Origin of the sequence: Xylophilus sp. (genome assembly GCA_009914555.1) — a bacterium.
In the GTDB taxonomy this organism is placed as follows: Bacteria; Pseudomonadota; Gammaproteobacteria; order Burkholderiales; family Burkholderiaceae_C; genus WNDY01.
The window spans coordinates 1-14865 of sequence record WNDY01000079.1 but is presented as its reverse complement, the minus strand read 5'-3'; the positions used below and the strand labels follow the sequence as shown (position 1 = coordinate 14865).

The following is a 14865-nucleotide window of genomic DNA, read 5'->3' as shown; positions in this document are numbered from 1 at the left end:
ACAACCAGCAACTGCCGCAGTCAGCGCTGGGCAGCAAGACGCCCATGCAGGCCATGAAGAACTGGTATCAGACTCACCCGCATCTGTTCCATAAGCGGCTATATGATCGTCCGGGATGCGACAGCTACATCGCCGCCCAGCACCAGCCCAGCGACGGCACCGGCGAGCCGGCCTGGTCGGTGCCGCTGATCGCCCAGGCGGCCCGGGCCGAGGGCGTGAAGATCGTCGCACCGGTGGCCGTGCGCGGCATCGAGACGCAGGGCGGCCAGGTCTCCCACGTGGTCACCGAGCGCGGCGCGGTGCGCGCCTCGCGCGTCGTGGTCGCCGGCGGGGCTTGGTCGCGCCTGTTCGCCGGCAACCTGGGAGTGAGTCTGCCGCAGTTGGGCATCGCCTCTCCGATGCAGCGCATCTCGGCCGTCGACGGCCTGCCGGGCGCGGGCGCCGGTTCGGACTTCGCCTGGCGCCGCCACGCCGATGGCGAGTATTCCATCGGCATCCAGCGCCACGTCGCGCCGGTCACGCTCGACAACTTCAAGCTGCTGTTCGATTTCCTGCCGTCGCTGCGACACACGAACGACCTGCTGACCGTACGCTTCGGCCGCGACTTCTTCGAGTCGCTTCGCCTGCCCACACACTGGCGCAACGACGAGGTCACCCCTTTCGAGCAGACACGCATGCTGACCGCGCGCCCGCTGCTCAAGGAAAGCGACCAGTGGCTGGCCTATGCTGCGCGCGCGGTGCCGGCCTTCGCGAAAGCGAAAGTGCTGGAGCGCTGGGGCGGCGTGATCGACGCCACGCCCGATGCGACGCCGGTGATCTCCGACGTGCCGACACTGCCGGGGCTGTTCGTCAACACCGGCTTCTCGGGCGGAGGCTTCACCCTGGGCACCGGCGCGGGCCATCTGCTGGCCGAAGTCATCGCCGGCGAGAAGCCTTCGGCCGACCCCTCCATCTACCGCCTTGCACGCTTCACCGACGGTTCGCCGCTGGTCTTCCGACATTGACCCGCGACCACCTCTTTCCTGCCCCGGCTCGGCGACCTGGGGCGACGGCGACCCCGGCGGCATGTCCGACGGCTCCGAGCGCCGCCCCAGCCTGGAGGAGGCCCGCCTGGGATGGCGTTCGGTGTCTTGGTCACGGCGCCGGGCCAGGATGGCATTGACGTCTGCGTGGGCCGGCAGCTTGTCAGGATCGGGCGCGGCTTTCTGGTCTACGACGACTCCAACTTGAGCAATGCGCTGGCGGCGGCTAGCTGTCGAGTCTCAGGACGTTGTCCACACCTGGGATGCGTGTGATGGGAGGCCGGCGGCGACCTGACGGCGCGGGCGCAGCCACCAGCGCCGACGAGACCGGCCGGCTGCTCCAGGCGCCCGCCCGCATGAGCGCAGCTGCGCGATACCGTGCGGCAGGTGCGTGCGAGCACCGAGAGCATCACGGCGGCCTCGGACGAGATTGCGGCGCGCGTCTCCGACCTGTCCTCGCGCCCCCCGCGTGAGCACTGCCAGCGCGCAAGAGATCACGGCCGCGATGCCGTGGACCTATGCATGGCAACCGCTCGGCAATGCTCCGCCAAGGCATTCCGTGGACACGCTCATGAACCGGGTGAAGGGCAGAAGTCGCAAGGCAGGCGATCCGGCAGGCCCGCCGCCAGCGCCGGGCAGCAGCACGGCGGTGCGCCGCGACCGGTCATGTGGCCACCTGGCGAAGGCTGGCTGCATCCAGGCGCCCTCATGGACCTGGCCAGCCGCCGTTCAATGGGAAACCAGCCTCAAGGCTGCATGGCTTGGCATTCGTGGACACGGGGCAGGACCGCTGCCATCAGGTGTGCCCCGTCAATGCGCCAACGCCGGCCACCAGCCCGATCAGCACCGGCTGGTGCAGCATGTACCAGCTGAGGCTCCAGCGTCCGAGCCCGGCCAGTGCGCGGCCGGGCAGCGGCAGTGCCACGCCCAACCAGGCCGGACGGTGCCGCAGCAGCCACTGGCCCGCGGCCATACCCCACCAGAGCACGCCGAGCCACGGCAGCAGCGGCACATAGTCCTCGGTGAAAGGCTTGCGGGTGACGAGCCCCAGCCAGTTGAGCGCGCGGCCGTTCAGCGTCTGCGCGATCGTCTCCCACCCCGACCCCTGAAGCCCCTGTGCCGCCAGCCACGGCAAGGCGATGGCCACCGCGCCCGCAGGCCAGAGCCAGCGGCCCCAGCCCCCGGTGAGCCGCACCACGACCAGCATGCATGCCAGCCCGTGCAGCACGCCGAAGTAGATGAAGCTGCGCGGGAACATCAGCGCCGAGCCGGCCGTGACCAGCAGCGCGCAGCCGGCCACCTGGGCCCAGCGCCGCCAGCAGCGCGGCCAGCCGAGTCGCTGGCGCAGCGCGATCGCCTGGCCGAGCCCCGCAGTGAAAAGGAACAGCGACACGATGGCCGAGCGCTGCACCGTCCAGAACGGATCGGCGAGGAAGTTGGCATGCAGCCAGCCGAAGTGGGCCAGGTCGAAACAGAAGTGGAAGACCGTCATCCACACGATGGCGATGCCGCGCAGAGCGTCCACCGCGTCGAAGCGGAGCGCAGCTTTCGGGGAGGGAGCTTCAGGCACGGGCGCGACGATACCACCCGCCCCGCCCCGCCACGACTGCTGACCGCGCCGCGCCAGCGGTGACGGATTCCCAGCAGGGCAAAGCTTTTCCAGGAACACCGGCGCCGCGTCCCGGCTGCCTGCCCATTGCTGCACAGCGCGCAGATGTCGCCGATCTGCTGCCATTCGAGCAGCCGGTCCGGCCGGAATGCGCCGCCACGTGCAGTTCGCGCTCCCTGCACCGGTTGGCATGGAGGCTGCAAAGTGCACGGCCCAACCCTGGGAGAAAAAAGCCATGTCCGCCCTGCCCCAAGCCGCTTCAATCCCCGCCGCCCCGCCCGAGGTGCGCGAGATCTGGTACACCCGCTGCCCGGTGCCCACCGCATCGGGCCTGGCCCAGCACTTCCGCTGGGTGCACGCGGCCTTCGCGCGCGAAGGCATCGCCGTGCACTCGCTGCGCGATTCGGACGACCCGGCCGTGCGCGAGTCGCACTTCACCCATTCGCTGCCGGCCAGCTTCCGCGAAGGCGGCAACATCCCGGCGATCTGGGCGCGCTCCGGCGGGCAGGATACCGTGGTCGTCGGCATCACCTGGGTCGACGAAGAACAGCTGATCCTCGTCGCACCCGACAGCGACATCCGCACGCTGGCCGACATCCGCGGCCGGCGGCTCGGCATTCCGAAGAACACGGCGCGGGTCGTGGACTTCCCGCGCGCGCAGGATCTGCACGGCCTCGTGACCGGCGTGCGCCTGGCCGGCCTGCAGCCGGAGGACGTGCAGATCGTCGACATCGCGGGCCACGACTTCCAGCAGCGGCGCATCGGCGCCGCCGGCCCGGGCAGCATCCACCAGGCGACGGCCGACGCGCTGCTGGCCGGCACGGTGGACGTGATCTATGCCAAGGGCGCGGCCGGCGCCTGGCTGGTGCAGGAGCGCGGCCTGCGGCCGCTGCTCGACATCAACGCCCATCCCGACCCGTTCGTGCGCGTCAACACCGGTACACCGCGCCCGGTCACGGTCAACCGCGACTTGGCCGAGCAGCGCCCCGACATCGTCGCCCGCTACCTGGCCACGCTGCTGCGGGCCGCCCACTGGGCCAGGAGCCATCCGGACGAGGTCACCGCCGCCGTGGCGGCCGAGACCGGCACCACGGCCGACAACGTGCGCCGCGGCTACGGCCCCGGGCTGCACCAGCACTTCGACGTGCTGCTGTCCGACCAGTACGTCGAAGGGCTGCGCCGGCAGACCGCCTTCCTGCGCGAATGGGGATTTCTCCAGGGCGACTTCGACTACGACGCCTGGATCGCGCGCGAGCCGCTCGCGCTGGCGCACCAGATCGTCGCCCGCGAAGGGCCGGCGCTGCCTTCGGCCTGATACCCTCCTGTGTAGTACCTTATAGCGGGTGAGCATAGCCAGCTCTGACGATATACCCTCTCATCAGCACATGACCATCGACGCGCTTGCCGACCACCCCGCCCATCCGGCGGCACAGCCCACGCCCGCCACGCCCCGTGCCAGGACACGCGAGGACATCCTGGCCGGCCTTCCCCAGGTCGCCGCCTGGATCCGCGAAGGCGCGGTGCGGCGCGAGCTCGACCGCGCCCTGCCCTGGGACGTGTTTGCCCGCCTGCGCGAGACCGGCCTGACCTGGCTGCGCGTGCCCCGGCACCTGGGTGGGCCCGGCGGCACGCTGTCGGAACAGGTCGAGGTCATCGGCGCGCTGGCCGCGGCCGACTCCAACGTGGCCCATGCGCTGCGCAGCCACTTCGCCTTCCTCAAATCCATCGCCATCGAGCCCGACGCGCCCAACAGCCGCAGGTACGTGGGCGAGGTGCTGGCAGGCAAGCTGTTCGGCGGCGCGCACATGGAGATCAACACGCCGCGGCCCAACCAGCTGCGCACCCGGCTCACGAAGCAGGGCGACCACTACGTCCTGCACGGCCACAAGTTCTACGCCACCGGTGCCGCGTTCGCCGACTACCTGAGCTTCAGCGCCATCGGCGACGACGGCGAGACCACCGGCGTGCTCATTCCGGCCGGCCGCGCGGGCGTGCGCGTGCTCGACGACTGGGACGGCATGGGCCAGCGCCTGACGGCCAGCGGCGGCGTCGAACTCGACAACGTGGTCATCCACCCCGACGAAGTCAACCCGCGCCGCAGCGCCAACCCCTACGTGCGCCGCCACGGCACCACGCGCGCGCAGCTGCACCTGGTGGCCGTCATCGGCGGCATCGTGCGCAACGTGTTCGACGACGCGGTGGCCTACGTGCAGCGCGGCGCCCGCTCGGCCAAGCACAGCGCGTCGGAGACGGCAGCCGGCGACCACTTCGTGCAGCAGGTGGTCGGCGAGATTTCATCGGCCCGCTATGCCATCGACGCGATCATCGCCAACACCGCCAAGCTGCTGGAGGCCTCGGGCAACGCCATCCTCGCCAACGCGCCCGATGTCGATGCCCAGGTGCTGCGCAGCCAGCTGGCCAACTCCAGCACCCAGATCGTCGTCGGCCAGCTGGCCATCCGTGCGGCTGAGCGGCTGTTCGACACCGGCGGCGGCTCGGCCACCGCCCGCAAGTACGATCACGACCGCCACTGGCGCAACATCCGCACCATCCTCAACCACAACCCGCTGCTGCTCAAGGGCCGGGTGATCGGCGACTACCACCTCAACGGCGTGCGCGACGACTTCGACGAGGGCCGGGTGTTCTGAGCCAGCACTGCGCGAGCGCCGGCGTGGCGCGCTTTCCGCATGTCGAAGTCGAAAAAACGGATTTGCAAACCCGTACGATTGCGCGCGATTCTCCAGAATCGACATGTCCCGCCTCGCTCCCTTCGACCCGTCCCGGCTGGCCCCGGACACCGCCGCGCTGTTTGACCGACTGCTGAAGGACTACGGCCCGTACGCCAACCTGCTCTGCGCCTTCGCGCCGCGGCCGCCGGCGCTGGAGCACCTCTTCTCGTACCTGGTGCAGTCGAAGAAGGACGGCCTGATCTCGCCACGCCACCTGGAAATCGCCCTGCTCACCGCGTCCAAGGCCCACGCCTGCCACTACTGCGTGGTGCTGCATGAACCCAAGCTCGCGGCCCAGGGCATCAGCCAGGAAGGCATCGACCGCCTGCTGGAGCCCGAAGTCCCCGGATTCGACGCCCAGGACCTGGCGGTGCGCGACTATGCCCGCGAGGTGACGCTGGCGCCCGAGCGCATCGGCGACGAACTCTTCGAGCGCCTGCGCGCCTTCTACGACGAAGCCCAGATCGTCGAGCTCACGATCCGCATCGCGCTGTGCAGCTTCTTCAAGCGCTTCAACGAGGCGCTGCGCATTCCGGCCGAGGACATCGTCGCCGCGGAACTGGCCCCCGGCCATGCGGCCTGAGGCCCCTGCGGCCGCAGCGCCCAAGCTGCAGGTCCGCAGCTTAAGCAAGCGCTTTGACGGCGAACGCGGGCCGGTCCAGGTGCTCGACGACATCAGCCTCGACGCGGCGCGCGGCGAGTTCGTCAGCATCATCGGCCCGTCGGGCTGCGGCAAGTCGACCCTCTTCAACATCCTGACCGGCCTGCTCGACCACGACGCTGGCACCATCGCGCTCGACGGCCAGCTGCTGCCGCACCTGCGCGGCCGCGTGGGCTAAATGCTGCAGCGCGACCTGCTGATGCACTGGCGCAGCGTGCTCGACAACGTGGTCGTCGGCCTCGAATTGAAAGGCACGCCGCGCGCCGAAGCCGTGGACCGGGCTCGCGACTACCTCGACACCTTCGGCCTGCTGCCCTTCCAGGACAGCTACCCGAAGGCGCTGTCGGGCGGCATGCGCCAGCGCGCGGCCCTGGCCCGCACGCTGCTGCCCGATCCCGACGTACTGCTGCTCGACGAGCCGTTCTCGGCGCTCGACTACCAGACCCGGCTGTTCCTCGAAGCCATGCTGGCCGACACGGTGCGCAAGCAGGGCAAGACGGTGGTGCTGGTCACGCACGACATCGACGAGGCCATCGCACTGTCGAACCGCATCTTCGTGCTGAGCGCGCGGCCCGGCCGGCTCAAAAGCACCCATGCGATCGCGCTCGAGTCCGCCGGCTCGCCGTTGGCTGCGCGCCGCGACCCGCGCTTTGCCGACTACTTCAACCTGCTGTGCCAGGAACTGGACATCCAGACCACGGTCCGGCGCGACGGAGGCCGGCCATGAGCGCCACCGCGCCTACGCCCCGCCCCCGCTGGCGCCCGCCGGTGCTGGCCACGCAGCTGCTGATCCTGGCCGTCCTGTTCGCCGGCTGGGAATACGGCGTGCACACCCAGGCGATCTCGGGCTTCCTGTTCGGCTCGCCCTCGGGCATCGTGCAGGCCGGCTGGCGGCTTGCCCGCTCCGGCGAGCTCTGGGAGCATGCCAACTACACGCTCTGGGCCTCGGCCGCGGGCTTCGTCGTCGGCACCGCGCTCGGCACGCTGCCGGGCCTGGCGCTCTGGTACACGCCGTATGGCGCGCGCGTGGTCGAGCCTTTCCTCGTGGCGATCAACAGCGTGCCCAAGATCGCGTTCGCGCCCCTGGTGATCTTGTGGTTCGGCACAGGCTTGGTATCGAAGGTGGCGCTGTCGGTGTCGCTCACGGCCATCGTCGCGCTGCTGGCCGCCTTCCAGGCCGCCAAGGACACCGACGTGGACATCCAGCGCATGCTGGTGTCGCTGGGCGCGACCAAGCGGCAGATCTTCCTCAAGGTCGTCGTGCCTTCGGCCCTGCCGTACGTCATCAGCACCTTCCGCATCAACATCGGCTTCGCGCTGGTGGGCACGGTCGTGGGCGAATTCATCTCGTCCAAGTACGGCATCGGCCACGTGATCTTCGTCGCCTCGTCGCTCTACGACCTCAACACCGTGTGGGTCGGCATCTTCGCGCTGATGGCGCTGGGCTTCGTGCTCTATGCCGGCGTGGACTTCGCGGAAAAGCGCCTGCTGGGCTGGAAAGACCAGCCCTATGCCACGCAGTTCAAGTTGTAGCCCTGCCGCTCCTCTCTTCTTTCCTCCTTCTTTTGCCATCGCCATGAACCGCTTCCGCCTGCTCCCGCTCGCCCTTGCCGCGCTCGCCGCCTTGCCGGCCCATGCGCAGGACAAGGCCATCGTCTCGGCCGCCTTCAAGTCGGTCTTCTACCTGCCGGTCTACTTCGCCGAGGAACACGGCTACTTCAAGCAGGAAGGGCTGGACGTGCGCATCGACGTCGCCGCGTCCTCCACCAACGCGCTGGCCGCCGTCATCTCCAAGAGCGCCGACTTCTCGCTGCACGGCCCCGAATGGACGGCCATCTCCTTCGGCCGCGGCGCGCCGGTCAAGGTCGTGGGCGGCACGTTGAACCGCCTGGGCGTGTGGCTGACCTGCAAGCCGGCCTACAACTTCAGCGGCTTCAAGGGCCTGAAGGGCGCGACCATCGCCACCGGCGCCATGCCCACGACCAGCACCTCGGCCTTCCTGAAGCTGGTGGCCAAGGCCGGCCTCAACCCCAAGCGCGACCTGAACCTGCTCGAAGTGCCGCTGGGCAACGAGATCGGCCCGCTGGCCTCGGGGCAGGCCGACTGTGCCGTGCTGTACGAGCCCGGCGCCTCGCAGGCCGAGGCCCAGGGCTACAAGGTGGTTTCGGCCTTCTCGCGCGAGATCGGCCCGTACACCTTCTCGGCCATCTCGACGCGCAAGGACATCAGCCCGCAGGTGGCGCGCAAGTTCGTCGCCGGCATCGACCATGCGCTCAAGGCCATCCGCAAGGACCCGCAGGCCGCGGTGGTCAGCGGCCTGAAGCTCTTCCCCAACCTCGACGCGGCCGTCGTCAAGGCCTCGGTGTTGCGGCTGATCGACGATGGCGTGTTCGCCGAGTCGGTCGCCATCCCGCCGCAGGCGCTGACCGACGCACTGCAGACCCAGATCGACCTGGGCAACCTCGACCGCCAGCCGCAGGACGCCAGCTGGCTGGACCTGCAGTTCGCCAACGAGATCGCCCGCAAATCCTATTGAAACCCCGTCGCCAGAGAACCTTTCACCCATGCGCTTTACCACCACCCGCCGCACCGCCCTCGGCCTCGCCGCCCTGGCCATCGCCTCCGCCACCCCGACTGCGTTCGCCGCCGAGCCGCCCATCAAGATCGGCCTGCTGGCCCCGCTGACCGGCACCGGCGGCCCCTACGGCAAGGAAGAGGAAACCGCCGCCCGCGCCGCGGCAGACTACATCAATGCCGCCGGCGGCGTGCTCGGCCGCAGGATCGAGATCGTCGTGGCCGACGACGAATCGACGCCCACGGCCGGCGTGGCCGCCGCGCGCAAGCTGATCGACGTGGACGGCGTGGCCGCCATCGCCGGCGTGTGGAGCAGCGCCGTGGCACTGGCCGTGCGCCCGGTCGCGCTGGAGAAGAACGTGGCCCTGCTGCCCGTGGGCTCGGCCGACGAGTTGACCGAGGGCGACACCAAGGGCCTGGTCTGGCGCTTCCAGACCAACGGCAAGAACTGGGGCCGCGCGTTCGCCAACGTGGCGGCCAGGGACGGCGCCAAGACCGCGTCGATCCTGGTGCTGCAGACGCCCTTCACGCTGAGCACCGTCAAGCCGTTCAACGACCGCTTCCAGGAACTCGGCGGCAAGGTGCTCGACACCGTCTACTTCAATCCGAACCAGCCGTCGTACCGCGCCGAGGTCGAGAAGATCTTCAGCAAGAAGCCGGACGCCGTCTTCCTGCCGAGCTACATCCCCGAGGTCAGCGCCATCGTTCGCGAGATCTACCGCAGCGGCTACGAGAGCAAGCTCTACACCTTCAGCCATGCGGCCGACAGCGGCGGCAAGTTCGTGCAGAACGTGGGCAAGGCCGCGGCCGAGGGCGTGAACCACGTGCAGGCCACGCCGGTCGGCAAAGCCGAGGCCTACAGGCTGTACCTGAAGCAGACCCGCCAGCCCGAAGGCACCATCGTCGCCTTCGGTGCCAACGTGTTCGACGAGATCAACGTGCTGGCGCTGGCCATCGCCAAGACCAGGAGCGCCAAGGCGGTCGACTTCACGAAGGAAATCGCCAACGTGGTCAATGCCAACGCACCGGCGGTGACCGACCCGGTCGAGGGCCTGAAGCGCATCCGCGAAGGCAAGCCGTTCCGCTACTCGGGCGCGACGGCCGACTTCCGCTTCGCACCGAACGGCGACCAGATCGACCTGGACTACGGCCACTACCGCGTGCTGGACGGCACGAGCAAGCTGATCGGCACCACCAAGTGACGGCGGAGGGCACCGACGACCTGCTGGTCGCGCAGGGCATCCGCGTCGCATTCGGCGGCTTCGCCGCACTCGACGGCGTGGACCTGCGGCTGCGCCGCGGCGCCATCACCGGCATCGTCGGGCCCAACGGCGCCGGCAAGTCCACCCTGTTCAACGTGCTCGGCGGCCAGCAGGCAGCCGATGCCGGCAGCGTGGCCTTCGACGGCACCGACATCGGCGGCTGGGCCGCGCACCGCCGCGTGCGGCGCGGGCTGACCCGCACCTTCCAGATCTCGCGCGAACTCGGCGCGCTCACCGTGCTGGAGAACCTGCTGCTCGCGCTGGACGACCAGCCGGGCGAAGGCATCCTGGCCGCGCTGCTGCGCCCGGGCGCGGTGCGCCGCGCCGAGGAGGCCGGCATCGAGCGCGCCCGCGCCCTGCTGGAGCGCGTGAACCTCTGGCGGCTGGCCGATGCGCGGGCCGATTCGCTGTCGGGCGGCCAGAAGAAGCTGCTGGAGCTGTGCCGCGCCCTCATGCTGCGGCCGCAGCTGGTGCTGCTCGACGAGCCGGCCGCCGGCGTCAACCCGGTGCGGGTCGGCGAGGTCGGCGACTTCATCCGCACGCTGCGCGCCGAAGGCATGAGCTTCGGCATCGTCGAACACAACATGGACCTGATCGCCGCGCTCTGCGACAGCATCTACGTGCTGGCCCAGGGCCGCGTGCTGCGCCAGGGCAGCTTTGCCGACATCTCGGCCGATGCGCAGGTTGCCGAGGCGTATCTCGGAGCGGTCGCATGAGCGGCGCCGAGTTCCGCATTGAGGACGTGGTCGCCGGCTACGGCGGGCGCGCCGTGCTGCACGGCGTGAGCGTGGCGGTGCCCGCGGGCGGCCGGCTCGTGGTGGTCGGGCCCAACGGCTCGGGCAAGTCCACGCTGATGCGCGTGGTGGCCGGGCTGCTGCGGCCCAGCCGCGGCCGGGTGCTGTGGAATGGCGAAGACATCACCACGCTCGACGCGCCCGCGCGGGCCCGGCGCGGCATCGGCTACGTGCCGCAGGAGGCCAACGTCTTTCGCAACATGACGGTGCTGGACAACCTGCGGCTCGGCCACGAATTCACCGCCGCGCGCGGCGGCGCCAGCTTCGCCAGCCGGCGCGACGCGGTGCTGGACCTGTTCCCCGAGATCGTGCCCAAGCTCGGCGTGCCGGCCGGCCACCTGAGCGGCGGGCAGCGGCAGATGGTCGCGATGGCCGCGGCGCTGATGCCGGCACCGGCCTTCCTCGCGCTCGACGAGCCTTCGGCCGGCCTGTCGCCGGTCAACGCCGGGCGGCTGTTCGAGGTGATCGACCGCGTGGCGCAGGCCGGCGTGACGCTCTTCATGATCGAGCAGAACACCCGCCTGGGCCTGCGCGCGGCCGACCGCGGCGTGGTGCTGGTCGCCGGCCAGGTGCGCGCCGATGCGCCCACGGCCGAACTGCTGGCCGACGGGCAACTGCAACGCTTGTATTTGGGAGCGCATTGACGATGGCGCAACTGCTGTTCAACGGCCTGGTCACCGGGCTGCTCATCGCGCTGCCGGCGCTGTCGCTGGCGCTGGTCTTCAGCGTGCTGCGCTTTGCCAACTATGCCATCGGCGCACAGATCACCGTGGGCGCCTACCTGGTGTATGCGCTCAACGTCGGCGCAGGCTGCCCGCTCTGGGTCGCTATAGTGGGGGGTATCGTTGGCGGCATCGCCGTCGCGCTGCTGGTGGACCGGCTGGTCTTCCGCCCGCTGCAGGGCCGCACCGGCGTGACGCTGCTGGTCGCCTCGATCGGCAGCGGGCTGGTGCTGGAGAACCTGGTGCGCCTCGCGGCCGGCAACGGCCCGCGCGGCTATGCGGTCGAGATCGCGCGGCCGCTGCGCATCGCCGGCCTGCGCATCAACCACGAGCAGATCGCCACGCTGGCCTGCGTGGCCGTGGCGCTGGCCGTCGTGTGGCTGGTGTTCCGCTGTACGCGGCTGGGCCGGGCGATGCGCGCCGTGGCCGACAACCCGGACCTGGCCGCCGTGCGCGGCATCTCGCGCACGCGGGTGACCGCCGCCGTGTGGGCGCTGTCGTCGGCGCTGGCCACGCTGGCCGGCGTGCTGATCGGGCTGGACTCCAACGTCGAGCCGCAGATGGGCTGGAACTACCTGCTGCCAGTCTTCACCGCCGCCATCCTCGGCGGCATCGCGAGCCCGATGGCGGCCGTCGCCGGCGCACTGGTGCTGGGCGTGGCCGAGGAACTGGCCACGCTGGTGCTGGCGCCGCACTACCGCAGCATCGTCGCCCTCGGCGTGATGGCGCTGCTGCTGCTGGTGCGGCCCTCGGGCCTGTTCGGCGCACGGTGGGTGACGCGATGACCTCCTACCTCGTCGCGACCCTGGTGCTGGTCGTCATCACCACCCTCTCGGGCCTCGCGCTCAACCTGCAGTGGGGCCTGGGCGGGCTGGTCAACTTCGGCCTGTTCGGCTTCTACATGCTGGGCGCCTACGGCTGCGCGATCCTGCAGCGGCACGGCGCGCCGCCGCTGGCGGCCATGCTGGGGGCCATCGTGCTGACGGCGGCCGCAGGCGCGCTGGTCAGCCTGATCTCGCTGCGGCTCAGCGAGGATTACCTGGCCATCGTGACGCTCGGCTTCGCCGAATGCCTGCGGCTCTTCATCAGCTACGAGGACTGGCTCACCCGCGGCACGCTGGGCATCGCCGACATCGCACGTCCCTTTGCCGCCGCGGTGCCTGCAGCCTGGCGCGATGCGTTCTTCCTGGCCTTCTGCGCCGCGTGGCTGCTGGCGGCCGTGTGGCTGCTGGAGCGCCTGGCGCGCTCGCCGTTCGGCCGGCTGGTGCGGGCCACGCGCGAGGACGCGCTGGTGGCATCGGCCCTGGGCAAGCATGTGCTCGGCGTGCGCGCCCGGGTGTTCGCGCTGGGCGGCGCGCTGCTCGGTGTGGCCGGCAGCCTGCATGCCTTCTACTACACCTACATCGACCCGACGCAGTTCACCACCATCCTGACCGCCTATGCATTCATGGCGGTGATCCTCGGCGGGCGTGGCAGCCACCGCGGCGTGCTGCTGGCCGGCTTCACCGTGATCCTGCTGCTCGAAGGCAGCCGGCTGCTGGTCGGCGTGGTGCCGTGGCTCGACGGCGCGCAGCTCGCCGCCATTCGGCTGAACCTGGTCGGGGCGGCGCTGGTGGCGCTGCTGGTCTTCCGGCCGCAGGGGCTGCTGCGCGAATACTGCCTCCAGGTCCATCCCCATGCCGACGGCTGACGCCGGCACCAGCCATATACCCCCGCCATGACCTCACCCCAGCGCGAACTCCGGCTCAACACCTTCCAGATGGCGGCACCGTCGCACAACTGGGCCGGCCTGTGGCGCCATCCGCGCGACAACCAGGCCGACTACACCCGCCTCGCCTACTGGACCGAGATGGCCCGCACGGCAGAGCGCGGCCTGCTCGACGGCATCTTCGTGGCCGACGTGTTCGGCCTCTACGACGTGTTCGGCGGCGATGGCGATGCCGCCCTGGCTGCGGGTGCGCAGGCGCCGCAGCTCGACCCGACCCTGGCCGTGTCGGCCATGGCGCTGGTGACCGAACACATCGGTTTCGGCATCACCTCCAGCCTGACCTACGACCATCCGTTCGCCTTCGCCCGCCGCTTCGGCACGCTGGACCACCTGACCGGCGGCCGCCTCGGCTGGAACATCGTCACCGGCTACCTCGACAGCGGCGCACGCGGCATGGGCGCCGCCGCCCAGCGCCAGCACGACGAGCGCTACGACGCGGCCGAGGACTACCTGGCCGCGCTCTACCAGCTCTGGGAAGGCAGCTGGGAGGACGGCGCCGTGCTGCGCGATCGGGCGGCCGGCGTGTTCGCCGACCCGCGCAAGGTGCACCGCGTGGTGCACGACGGGCCGTACTACCGGGTGGACGGCCGCGCGCTGACCGAGCCGTCGCCGCAGCGCACGCCGGTGCTCTACCAGGCCGGCGCCTCGGGCCGCGGCCGGGTCTTCGCCGGCCGGCATGCCGAGGCCTCGTTCCTCAACGGCCCGACGCCGCAGATCGCCGGCCAGGCGGTGCGCGCGCTGCGCGAGGCAGCCCAGGCCGCCGGCCGCGATCCGCACGACGTGCTGGCGCTGCTGGGCGCCACGGTCATCGTCGCGCCGACCTCGGCCGAGGCCCGGGACCTGCGCGACGAATACCGCCGCCACCTCGACCCGGCCGGCCAGCTGGCGCTGGTGTCGGGCTGGACCGGCATCGACCTGTCCCAACTCGGCCTGGACGACGAGCTGCCGTTCGCCCGCAGCAACGCGGTGCAGTCCACGCTGGAGAACCTGACGGTCCAGGCCGCCCGGCCGGCGCGGGTGCGCGACCTCGTCGACTTCAGCCCGGCGGGGGCGCGGTCGGCCATCTTCATCGGCTCGCCCGTCGAGGTGGCCGACCAGATCGAGACCTGGGTCGAGGCCGCCGACATCGACGGATTCAACCTCGTGCGCACGGTGATGCCCGAAAGCCTGGAGGCCATCGTCGACCTGCTGGTGCCCGAGCTGCAGAACCGCGGCCTGTTCAAGACCGCCTACCGCGAAGGCACGCTGCGCGAAAAGCTCTTCCCGGGCGGCGGCGCCACGCTGCCGGCCAGCCACCCGGGCGCATGCCACCGGCGGCGGTCGGGCTGAGCCCGACAACGCGCAGGCAGCCGCTTACTGCACGATCTGCGTCAGGTCCAGCGCCGAGGTCAGGTCGCCCATTGATCTTGCCCCCGTTTCACGGACACCCCTATAAGCGATTAACTATCGCAATAGGAGGTGGACGATGACCAAGAGCAAGGCAGGCAGAAAGGGGCAGGAGTTCAGCCTGGAGTTCAGGCAGCAGGCACTGTTGCGAGCGGCCACAGAAGGGGTAACCACGGTGGCTCGTGATCTGGGGTTGCAGCCTGCCCAGCTGTACAGTTGGCGCGCCCAGGCGCGGCGGCACGACCAGGACGATCAGGCACAACGCTTGGAGTTGGCCGAACATGCACGGCTCAAACGTGAAGTGGCGCGGCTGGAGGAGGAGAACGCTTTCCTAAAAA

The 14865-nt window shown here is 70.3% G+C and carries 14 protein-coding genes and 2 pseudogenes; 15 read left to right on the top strand and 1 reads right to left on the bottom strand.

What is annotated here, in order from left to right:
- Window positions 1–125 (top strand): annotated as a pseudogene (locus GAK38_RS21495) (IS481 family transposase); the annotation flags it as partial.
- 3 nt (window positions 126–128) lie between these two features.
- Window positions 129–1004, top strand: coding sequence for an NAD(P)/FAD-dependent oxidoreductase (locus GAK38_RS21490; protein WP_325346975.1), 876 nt, complete (start codon window positions 129–131; stop codon window positions 1002–1004).
- An 814-nt stretch (window positions 1005–1818) separates the two neighbouring features.
- Here GAK38_RS21490 and GAK38_RS21485 read toward each other — a convergent pair.
- The gene (locus GAK38_RS21485) at window positions 1819–2514 is read right to left on the bottom strand and encodes a heparan-alpha-glucosaminide N-acetyltransferase (RefSeq protein ID WP_443089257.1); all 696 of its coding nucleotides are present in this window, start codon (window positions 2512–2514) and stop codon (window positions 1819–1821) included.
- 352 nt (window positions 2515–2866) lie between these two features.
- On the opposite strand from GAK38_RS21485, the gene GAK38_RS21480 reads away from it, so the two are divergent.
- The 13 genes and pseudogenes from GAK38_RS21480 to GAK38_RS21420 all read left to right on the top strand — a co-directional run.
- Window positions 2867–3946, top strand: coding sequence for an ABC transporter substrate-binding protein (locus tag GAK38_RS21480; RefSeq protein ID WP_325346973.1), 1080 nt, complete (start codon window positions 2867–2869; stop codon window positions 3944–3946).
- A gap of 70 nt (window positions 3947–4016) precedes the next feature.
- Entirely contained in the window at window positions 4017–5279 is a 1263-nt protein-coding gene (locus tag GAK38_RS21475; protein WP_325346972.1) for an acyl-CoA dehydrogenase family protein, read from the top strand.
- A 103-nt stretch (window positions 5280–5382) separates the two neighbouring features.
- Window positions 5383–5943, top strand: coding sequence for a carboxymuconolactone decarboxylase family protein (locus GAK38_RS21470; RefSeq protein WP_325346971.1), 561 nt, complete (start codon window positions 5383–5385; stop codon window positions 5941–5943).
- Window positions 5933–6748: pseudogene (locus GAK38_RS21465) on the top strand (ABC transporter ATP-binding protein). Before GAK38_RS21470 ends, GAK38_RS21465 begins: the two are co-directional and overlap by 11 nt.
- Window positions 6745–7554, top strand: coding sequence for an ABC transporter permease (locus GAK38_RS21460; protein ID WP_325346970.1), 810 nt, complete (start codon window positions 6745–6747; stop codon window positions 7552–7554). Before GAK38_RS21465 ends, GAK38_RS21460 begins: the two are co-directional and overlap by 4 nt.
- A 43-nt stretch (window positions 7555–7597) precedes the next feature.
- The gene (locus GAK38_RS21455; RefSeq protein ID WP_325346969.1) at window positions 7598–8557 is read left to right on the top strand and encodes an ABC transporter substrate-binding protein; all 960 of its coding nucleotides are present in this window, start codon (window positions 7598–7600) and stop codon (window positions 8555–8557) included.
- Window positions 8558–8585: 28 nt separating this feature from the next.
- Complete coding sequence (locus GAK38_RS21450; RefSeq protein ID WP_325346968.1) at window positions 8586–9797, top strand: ABC transporter substrate-binding protein; 1212 nt, start codon at window positions 8586–8588, stop codon at window positions 9795–9797.
- Complete coding sequence (locus GAK38_RS21445; protein WP_325346967.1) at window positions 9794–10573, top strand: ABC transporter ATP-binding protein; 780 nt, start codon at window positions 9794–9796, stop codon at window positions 10571–10573. The genes GAK38_RS21450 and GAK38_RS21445 overlap by 4 nt, the downstream gene beginning before the upstream one ends.
- Complete coding sequence (locus GAK38_RS21440; protein WP_325346966.1) at window positions 10570–11295, top strand: ABC transporter ATP-binding protein; 726 nt, start codon at window positions 10570–10572, stop codon at window positions 11293–11295. Before GAK38_RS21445 ends, GAK38_RS21440 begins: the two co-directional genes overlap by 4 nt.
- A gap of 2 nt (window positions 11296–11297) precedes the next feature.
- Window positions 11298–12158, top strand: a complete 861-nt coding sequence (locus GAK38_RS21435; RefSeq protein ID WP_325346965.1) for a branched-chain amino acid ABC transporter permease — start codon at window positions 11298–11300, stop codon at window positions 12156–12158.
- Window positions 12155–13063, top strand: coding sequence for a branched-chain amino acid ABC transporter permease (locus GAK38_RS21430; RefSeq protein WP_325346964.1), 909 nt, complete (start codon window positions 12155–12157; stop codon window positions 13061–13063). The genes GAK38_RS21435 and GAK38_RS21430 overlap by 4 nt, the downstream gene beginning before the upstream one ends.
- Before the next feature lie 27 nt (window positions 13064–13090).
- The gene (locus GAK38_RS21425) at window positions 13091–14470 is read left to right on the top strand and encodes an LLM class flavin-dependent oxidoreductase (RefSeq protein ID WP_325346963.1); all 1380 of its coding nucleotides are present in this window, start codon (window positions 13091–13093) and stop codon (window positions 14468–14470) included.
- A 136-nt stretch (window positions 14471–14606) separates the two neighbouring features.
- On the top strand, window positions 14607–14865 hold a 259-nt coding region (locus GAK38_RS21420; RefSeq protein WP_296799339.1), incomplete at its 3' end, for a transposase.

Excerpts from the sequence above, each read along its gene's own strand:
- GAK38_RS21485 (WP_443089257.1), bottom strand. The coding sequence starts at position 2,514 with ATGACGGTCTTCCACTTCTGTTTCGACCTGGCCCACTTCGGCTGGCTG.
- GAK38_RS21480 (WP_325346973.1), top strand. The coding sequence starts at position 2,867 with ATGTCCGCCCTGCCCCAAGCCGCTTCAATCCCCGCCGCCCCGCCCGAG.
- GAK38_RS21475 (WP_325346972.1), top strand. The coding sequence starts at position 4,017 with ATGACCATCGACGCGCTTGCCGACCACCCCGCCCATCCGGCGGCACAG.
- GAK38_RS21470 (WP_325346971.1), top strand. The coding sequence starts at position 5,383 with ATGTCCCGCCTCGCTCCCTTCGACCCGTCCCGGCTGGCCCCGGACACC.
- GAK38_RS21460 (WP_325346970.1), top strand. The coding sequence starts at position 6,745 with ATGAGCGCCACCGCGCCTACGCCCCGCCCCCGCTGGCGCCCGCCGGTG.
- GAK38_RS21455 (WP_325346969.1), top strand. The coding sequence starts at position 7,598 with ATGAACCGCTTCCGCCTGCTCCCGCTCGCCCTTGCCGCGCTCGCCGCC.
- GAK38_RS21450 (WP_325346968.1), top strand. The coding sequence starts at position 8,586 with ATGCGCTTTACCACCACCCGCCGCACCGCCCTCGGCCTCGCCGCCCTG.
- GAK38_RS21440 (WP_325346966.1), top strand. The coding sequence starts at position 10,570 with ATGAGCGGCGCCGAGTTCCGCATTGAGGACGTGGTCGCCGGCTACGGC.
- GAK38_RS21435 (WP_325346965.1), top strand. The coding sequence starts at position 11,298 with ATGGCGCAACTGCTGTTCAACGGCCTGGTCACCGGGCTGCTCATCGCG.
- GAK38_RS21430 (WP_325346964.1), top strand. The coding sequence starts at position 12,155 with ATGACCTCCTACCTCGTCGCGACCCTGGTGCTGGTCGTCATCACCACC.
- GAK38_RS21425 (WP_325346963.1), top strand. The coding sequence starts at position 13,091 with ATGACCTCACCCCAGCGCGAACTCCGGCTCAACACCTTCCAGATGGCG.